The sequence below is a fragment of the Vibrio sp. Vb0937 genome, assembly GCF_033338855.1.
In genome coordinates this window covers 1-1,909 of sequence record NZ_JAWOTK010000096.1, presented here as the reverse complement: position 1 = coordinate 1,909, position 1,909 = coordinate 1, and the positions used below count along the sequence as shown (strand labels likewise).

At 46.4% G+C, this 1,909-nt stretch carries 2 protein-coding genes; both read right to left on the bottom strand.

Annotated elements, in window-relative coordinates; all coding sequences use genetic code 11:
* Positions 1–1,328 (bottom strand): mechanosensitive ion channel domain-containing protein (locus tag R7P67_RS23415; protein ID WP_318086142.1); only part of this gene is annotated, 1,328 nt, incomplete at its 3' end.
* 238 nt (positions 1,329–1,566) lie between these two features.
* On the bottom strand, positions 1,567–1,909 hold a 343-nt coding region (locus tag R7P67_RS23410; RefSeq protein WP_318086141.1), incomplete at its 5' end, for a YcgN family cysteine cluster protein.

Here is a 1,909-nt window from a genome sequence, read left to right as displayed (position 1 = left end):
TTACTGTTCGGCACAATGATGATCTGGTTATCGAAGGTGCGAATCGTGGTGTTCACTAAGCTCATGTGACTTACCTTGCCATCCACACCACCGGCGTAGACAAAATCACCCACATCAAACGGACGGTAAATCAAAAGCATCATACCCGCTGCGAAGTTCGACAACGTATCTTGCAACGCGAAACCAATGATCACACCGGCAATACCGAAACCAGTCAGAATTGGCGCTAAGTTCAAGCCAATCTGCGACAGGCCAACCATAATACCAATCACCCACACCACTTTACCGGACATGGAGATAAAGAAGTCCTGCATTAGGTGGGAAAGTTTCAAGTTCTTAGAAGACACCGCTTTGCTCACCACTTTGCGCGTGAGTTTAGCCAGTGCACGAGCAATCAATAAGATCAGCGCAAACACGAATAGCTGGAAGATATGCTGTGGTGCGTTTTCCGCAAACCAATCCACCGCGGAGTTTGACCAGTGACTGATGATGGACCACACCACTTTGGTGTCTAGCAAGTCGTGCGTGATGCTGCCTGTGATTTCAAAGATCTGACGCTTGTACTCCGACGTCTCAATACCCATTTTGTCGCCGATCGACATCAGGTTACGCAAACTTTCCGTTGCGATATTCAGTCTCTGCTTCACGATCAGCTGGCTAAGTTGCAAAGACGCTTTTTCTGATTCAGGGCTGGATGAAAGCTGCGTACCGATGATTTCTGCTTGTTGACGCAGATACGCCATCGATGCCGATAGCAAACGCATGCGCTTATCTAGCTTGTCTTGCAATTCCGCTTCCGCACGCTCATTTTGAACGCCTAATTGCTTGAGCCATGCCAAATTCTGCCAGCTCGAATCAAAGCTCACATCCAAGTAATGTTGAAGCTCGCGGTAGTCGTTAATAAGCGCGAGCTTTTCTTCGTCTTTCGCTTTGTTTAACTCTTCAATGACTTCTTTGGTTTTGGTCGTCAGATAATCGGTCGCGTCTTTTGAATACTTTTCTTGCGTTTTGACGAGCTTAATCAGCTTGTCACGAGGGATGGACTCACGCTCAATCGCGGACGCTAATTGATTTCTCAACTCTTCATTTTTTTGGAAAAGTTGTAGCTGAAGCGCATCACGCTCGTCACCTGCCGTTTGAGATAGGCTTTGCGATAAATCGACAATGTCGATGTTCAAGCTATCTATAGAAGCTTCTGCTTCAGAGATAATAGGAGGTTCCGTGCTTTCTGTGGCCTGCACAAAAATAGGGGTCATCATCGCGATGAATAAAGCGAATATCGCTACCCAAGGTGTCTGGCGATTTTTCAGGGGGAAATGAAACGTCATTTTTACCTCGTAGGAAACGAATCCCGATCGGAGCGATCAAGAATCGGAATGTAAAGCCTTGAAATGATATGCCCTAAGTTTACATCACTAAATTGCAAACCGAGCAGCATTTAGTTAATTAAGCGTCAGAGTTCAACAATGACCGTCGTTTTGTCATCACTTATGAGAATCCGGTCTTTTATTGACCCTAAAAGCAAACAAGCCTTTCACTGTTGGTAAAAGGCTTGTTTCAATTTGGCTATGGGCGATTTGGGTGATTCAAAATGTGGTCTTCCCAATCCACCACATCAATTTCGTACACCACTTTGTTGCGGACACTTTCGCCCGCCGCGTGCATTGCGGATTTCGAGCCCGTAATCAACGGGTGCCATTCTGGTAATGGCTGATTTTCGGCTAACAGACGGTAAGCACACGTGTGCGGTAACCAAGTGAAATCGTCGATGTCTTCGCGTGTCAGCTTGGTGCACTCTTCGCCAGAGGTAAAGCGATTTGGGTAGTCCTTACATGAACATGTTTTGCTGTTCAGCCAGCTACACGCCACATTGGTGTAGTAGATTTCATCGGTATCTTCATCCATTAGC